This window comes from Borreliella burgdorferi B31, from assembly GCF_000008685.2.
GTDB lineage: Bacteria > Spirochaetota > Spirochaetia > Borreliales > Borreliaceae > Borreliella > Borreliella burgdorferi.
This window is the reverse complement of the sequence record NC_001857.2, coordinates 47,380-53,657: the sequence shown is the minus strand read 5'-3', so window position 1 is coordinate 53,657 and position 6,278 is coordinate 47,380. Positions and strand designations below refer to the sequence as shown.

Genomic DNA, 6,278 nt, shown 5'->3' with positions numbered 1-6,278 from the left:
TACTAATAAACTCTTATTAAAAGGCATTTTATAGCATTTAATTTACAATTTAAACTATCTTTTAAAGATTACACCTTATGCTAAAAAATAAGTTTTTGGTCGCAAAAATCGCAAATCCACAATTTATCAACTAAATACTAATACACACTTACAATCAATCAATTCCTAGCTTATCTTTCAATAAGTTCAATTTTTCAGCATCCATACTAAGCTTATTTAAATCCAAAGCATTAATAATTGCAATTATCTCTTCGTGGGAAAATCTCTTTCCTCTTAAAAAATGATTTTCAAAACTGTTAAAAGCGATGGGCACAATTTCTCTTACTATGCTTATCAATGCTTTAGCATATTCGCGCATTTCTTTTGGCGAATTTTCTTTAATTTCTTTTGGACTGTCTAGGGCTAATCGCAATTTAATAAAATGAAAAAGATTATTTAAATCAATTTGCCAATACCATTCGGTATATAAACTTAAGGGCAAAACTATTCTTGAGAGTTCTTTTGGAATATTAGCATTGATCATATCTTGATAAAGCTCATAAGAATGTTTTTGATGATGCTTTATTTTGTCCGACAATTTTTCCAAAGACTTAAACTCTTTTTCAGAGCTATTACTAGAAGTTTGACACTTTAAATCTTCTTCTAAAGGGACATAAAATTCCTCTCTTGCCAAGCTGTAGCATCCAGAAACTTCATTAATCCTTGCCGTTCTATGCCTCATCCATTGCCTTGCAACAAATATTGGAGCTTTAACATGAAATGTAAAAACCACCTGCTCCAATGGGCTTGTGTGCCCATTTCTTATTAAATAGTCAATAAGTTCCGCATCTTTTCTTTTAACGCTCTCTTCTCGATAAGAAATCCTTGCAGCCTTAACTATTCTCCTATCATCTCCCATGAAATCAATAAGTTTTAAAAAACCATTATCCAAAATTTTATATTCTTTATTCAAAAATTAATTCTCCTTCCTTAAGGCAAATTTTATTAGTTAAGAATATAAATATGCAAGTAAATATTGAAAATGTAAATATTCATAACGAAAATATATTATATCATAAGAACAGCCTTAATAGGGAGATCAATATTGATCTTATTAAATAAAAAAGGCAGAAACTAATACAATTAGCTTCAAACCTTTTTGCTTTAACCTCTAATTATTTATAAATTTATATATCTAACTATCTCATGTATAAAGAAATAGCCATTACTTTTGTAAGATCTCTTGCGCCTTGAGCTACCTTAACAACATTAGAAATAGCCTTTGCAACATCTTTTTTTGCTAATACTTGATCCTTATTTGACGGATTCAAACCATTAACCATATTGAGAACTTTTTGAGCCTCTTGAACTGTTTCATCCAAAGCCCTTTCAGAAGCCATTAAAGTTTCTTTAACTTGCTCCACTTTAGCAAATTCTTCTTTTGTTAATTCCAATTCCTTATTATTTGGGGATTTATTTAACATTATTTGCTTCTCTATTAAAAATGTTGCTTCACCAGCAACAGAAACAGCTTTTTGGGTTTCTTGAACAGCCTTTTTAGACATTTCAACAACCTTGTTTGCACCCTCAGCAACCATTCCTGAGCACTTTGCCACAATAGTTGCTTCTTGTGATGCAACAACAGTCCCTTTAGCAACATCTGACATTAAAGACATTGAGCCTACAAACTTTTTAACTACTCCTGCATCATTTGATTCTACCAATTCAAGAGATGATTCTCTAACTCCCTCTAATTTACTAGAAACATCTTCGGTTACCTTGTTAATAGTATCTAAAGCTTGATTAACCTGATCTTTTTGATCTAATTTTTTGTTATCTTTTTGATCTGAGTGTTCTAAAACATTGGATTGAGGCTTGAGAATATTTGCATTGTTAGAATCTGCAAACACATTTAAACTTACAAATCCAAACAATAATCCATTAATTATTAAATTACTAAATATTTTAGTCATTGTTAATTCTCCTTATTTAAACATTTATTTTTATTATTTTAAAACATAACTAAATTAGAATCAATACATATTTAAATAAAAATATATAATTAACTTTTTTAATTAAGAATGACCTTAAAAATAAAGGGTTTTAATAAAGATTAAACACTTAGATTTTACATTAAAATGGGGAGAACGGTGTTATTTCATAATAGTTAGATTTATTATTATAAAATAACACATGAAAAATATAACTCAATCACAAACAAAAACAAGGCTAATAACAAAAAATTTTTAAAATTAATACACCTTAGCAAACATTGCCATTAAGATCAATACTAATTACATTGCTAACAAATTCAAAAAACCAAACGAAATATTTTAAGTTTTTTTAAAAAAAATATTTTAAACAATTAATTTATTAATTTGTATTTTAAATGTATAAAAAAACATTGAAAATTAAACAAATTGAAATATATTTATATTAGAAATCAAAAATATTGAGCTTGCCAAATAAAACTAATGATTAATTTTTTTTAAGGATTACGTTTTGAAAAGAAACAAAATTTGGAAAACGTTAAAACTGTTTCAAATAACTTTACTGTTCTCATGCTCTTTTTATTCTAAATCAAACAACACAGAAGCGATAAGTGAATTACAATCAAGCCCTATTAAACTTGGAAAAATTAAAGTTTTACAAAAAACAGAAAAGATTGTAAGCACCCAAAATCTTCAAAACTTACAACAAAGCCAGTTCTTTAAAAATGAAAAAGAAAAAATAATTAAAAAAATTGCACAAGAATTTGATGAGAATGAAAAATTGATTAATAAAATAGGTCCAAATATCGAAATGTTTGCTCAAACAATAAACACGGATATTCAAAAAATCGAACCTAATGATCAATTTGGAATAAATAAAACTTTATTCACAGAAAAAAAAGACAATAATATTGACTTTATGTTAAAAGACAATCGACTTAGAAGATTATTTTACTCATCTTTAAATTATGATGAAAATAAAATCAAAAAATTAGCCACAATACTCGCGCAAACATCAAGCTCAAACGACTACCATTACACACTTATTGGTTTAATTTTTTGGACAGGATTTAAAATCCAAGAAGCATTTGAAAGCGCTGTTAATATTTTAACTAAAGACGAGCAAAAGCGCCTAATTTTTAATTTTAGAACAAAAACAGTAAAAGAGATTCAGGAAAATTTTGAAAAACTAATGCAAGAGAGAAATTCATGGATAAAAATCGTCGATAACATTATTGGCGAATATGACAAAAATACGGGAGGATGCAAAGCTGATGGAAAAATTCTCGGAGAAGTAATAAGGGTTGGATACGAGCATGAACTCGACTCAAATAAAAGTATGCAAATTTTAAACAATATTGAAACACCGCTAAAAACCTGTTGTGACCACATACACTACTAATTGGTGGTGTATGTGCGGTTGGTGTACGAATTAAAGGAGGTTAACATTAAAAAAATTTAAAATATTAAAAACATAAAATAGAGATTTGATTTTTTAATATGAAATAATAATATTGTTATTCGACAAATCTTGAAATGCAGTTATATTATTTTGTATTAAAATCAATCACCATTAATTTTGACTTATAAATATGCATAAGGAGAGTGTTTTGACAAAAAATAAACTAAATATCATTGCAACAATACTAACTTTAATTGGCACTTCATGTGCTGTTAATCCAATTGGTCCAAAAGTAAAAAGCCGCACCGATATAAAAGAAAGCAACCAAAAATCTGGAAATCCAGAGTCTTTAAATCAAAAATATCAAGAAGAAACTAAGGTCTCAAAATTAGAAGCACCTACCAAGAAGTTAAAAGATCAGAAAAATGAATAAATTAAAAGAAATTCTTGAAACGCTTAAAGGCAGCCCCGATTACGAAAATATAATTATAGGACTACTTTATCACAAAGCATTGGGCATTCAAGAACAACTAGACAGCCATTTAGAATTAATACAAAAAAAAGAGGAATTAAACGATCTACTAATACACGCAGAATTTGACCTAATGCTAAAAGAAAAGTTCAAAGAAACTTTAGAAAAAACTGTTAAAGAAGTTTACCCAGAAATTCAAAAAATTAAAGAAGAGTACTCTGTAAAAAAAATTACAGAGGGTCTTGATACAGAAATACTTGAAAAAAATGAAGATGCTTATAAAAAATATTACATAGCATACTACATAAATGAAAATTACCAAATATTTGATTATTCTACTTACAGTGTTGAATTTAAACAAAACTAATTAAACCAATAATATAAGCAACAAACAAATGTTGCACTTGATATTTTTTAAAAAAAGAGAAGTTAATTCTTCTCTTTTTTTTTGCTTACAGCCCAGATCCAAATAAATCCAAACTAAAACACAATAATAAATTTAATCTAATAACAACTAACCTAAACACAACCAAGCTTAGCATCATCGTAGCAACACTGACCTTAATTTGCATCTCATGCGCCGTTAGTCCAATGGCTCCAGAAGTAAACAGCTACACCAATACAAAAGAAGACACCGAAAATTTAAAAAATGCATCTGGGGACATTAATTCTTTAAGTCAAAAATCTCTAAAAGAAGTTACAATCGCAAAATTAAAAGAATTTGGCAATAAACTAACAGCTCAAAAAAATGAAGAAACTACAAAAATAGAAAAAATTACTGCCGAAAAAGAATCTGATCTCTTAGAAACTCTTGACAGTAAAATCCAGCCTGTGTATTTTACTAAACCAGAAACAACCGAAGAAACTAAAAATAATGTAAAAATGCAAATAAAAAGAATAATTTATTCATCCTTGGATTACGATAAAGGGGAAATAAAGAAATTAAAAGAAATTATTGAAAAAGTTAAGGGAAAAGATGGGGGCGAATACATGATTATAGATCTACTCTATGGCAAAGCTCTAGATATTCAAACACAAATAGACAAACATTTAGAATCAACAAAAGAAGATAATTTAAACACTCTAAGCGAAGAAAATTTAAAAGAACTACTAATACACGTAGAATTTGACTTAATACTAAAAGAAAAGTTCAAAAAAGCTTTGAAAAAAACTGTTGGAGAAGTTCCCCAAGAAATTCAAAAAATTGAAAAAGAGACTAATATAAAATAATACATAATAAGCCACATAGATGAAAATTACCCAACAATATTTGATTATTCTACTTACGATGCTAAATCTAAACAAGAAAAATTAAATGAATTAAAAAAATAATCTAAATAAAAAATAATATATTAAACTTTATATTTTAAAAAAGAGAAGTATTAACTTCTCTTTTTTTAAGCTTACAGCCCAGATCCAAATAAATCTAAATAAATTCAATCTAATAATAATATTATTATTATTTGACAATATTTTTAATATAATTATAATATTATTTTATATTAAAAATTAATTAATACTGGTTTTAATTTATAAGGAGAGTATTTTGAAAAAAGCCAAACTAAATATAATCAAGATTAATATTATTACAATGATATTAACTTTAATTTGCATCTCATGTGCACCTTTTAACAAAATCAATCCCAAGGCAAATGAAAACACCAAGCTTAAAAAAAACACCAGACTGAAAAAACCCGCCAATCCAGGGGAAAACATCCAAAATTTTAAAGATAAATCTGGAGACCTTGGCGCTTCTGATGAAAAATTTATGGGAACTACCGCTTCAGAGCTAAAAGCAATTGGTAAGGAGCTAGAAGATCGAAAAAATCAATACGATATACAAATAGCCAAAATTACTAATGAAGAATCTAACCTATTAGATACTTATATTCGGGCTTATGAACTAGCTAACGAAAATGAAAAAATGCTTTTAAAAAGATTTCTTCTTTCATCTTTAGATTATAAAAAAGAAAACATAGAGACATTAAAAGAAATTCTTGAAAAACTCATAAATAATTACGAAAACGACCCCAAAATTGCTGCAAATTTCCTTTATCGCATAGCGCTGGATATTCAATTAAAACTGGAAAAGCACTTAAAATCAATAAATGAAAAACTGGACACTCTAAGCAAAGAAAATTCAAAAGAAGATTTAGAGGCGTTGCTAGAACAAGTAAAATCTGCCTTACAGCTACAAGAAAAGTTTAAAAAAACCCTAAACAAAACTCTTGAAGATTACCGTAAAAATACTAACAACATTCAAGAAAATAAAGTACTAGCAGAACACTTTAATAAATATTACAAAGACTCTGATTCTTTACAATCTGCCTTTTATTAATTTTAATAAAAAAATTAATATATTGAACTTTATATTTTAAAAAAGAGAAGCTAAAACTTCTCTTTTTTTTAGGCTCACAACCCAAATCCAAATAAA

At 27.3% G+C, this 6,278-nt stretch carries 5 protein-coding genes and 1 pseudogene; 4 read left to right on the top strand and 2 right to left on the bottom strand.

Going from position 1 to position 6,278, the window contains the following annotated elements:
• Positions 1–154: 154 nt before the first annotated feature.
• Both thyX and osm28 read right to left on the bottom strand, forming a co-directional pair.
• A complete protein-coding gene (gene thyX, locus BB_RS05430) occupies positions 155–952 on the bottom strand; it encodes an FAD-dependent thymidylate synthase (RefSeq protein WP_010890400.1) in 798 nt (265 codons plus the stop codon).
• Positions 953–1,178: 226 nt separating this feature from the next.
• Complete coding sequence (gene osm28 / locus BB_RS05425) at positions 1,179–1,952, bottom strand: porin Osm28 (protein ID WP_010257191.1); 774 nt, start codon at positions 1,950–1,952, stop codon at positions 1,179–1,181.
• Positions 1,953–2,481: 529 nt separating this feature from the next.
• Here osm28 and BB_RS05420 point away from each other — a divergent pair.
• The 4 genes and pseudogenes from BB_RS05420 to BB_RS05400 all read left to right on the top strand — a co-directional run bounded on the left by BB_RS05420 (position 2,482) and on the right by BB_RS05400 (position 6,182).
• Positions 2,482–3,372, top strand: a complete 891-nt coding sequence (locus BB_RS05420; protein WP_010890399.1) for a complement regulator-acquiring protein — start codon at positions 2,482–2,484, stop codon at positions 3,370–3,372.
• A 190-nt stretch (positions 3,373–3,562) separates the two neighbouring features.
• Positions 3,563–4,211 (top strand): annotated as a pseudogene (locus BB_RS07955) (complement regulator-acquiring protein).
• Between the two features lie 65 nt (positions 4,212–4,276).
• The gene (locus tag BB_RS05405) at positions 4,277–5,074 is read left to right on the top strand and encodes a complement regulator-acquiring protein (RefSeq protein ID WP_133155335.1); all 798 of its coding nucleotides are present in this window, start codon (positions 4,277–4,279) and stop codon (positions 5,072–5,074) included.
• Positions 5,075–5,390: 316 nt separating this feature from the next.
• On the top strand, positions 5,391–6,182 hold the full coding sequence (locus tag BB_RS05400; protein ID WP_010890398.1) for a complement regulator-acquiring protein: 792 nt from the start codon (positions 5,391–5,393) through the stop codon (positions 6,180–6,182).
• Positions 6,183–6,278: the final 96 nt, after the last annotated feature.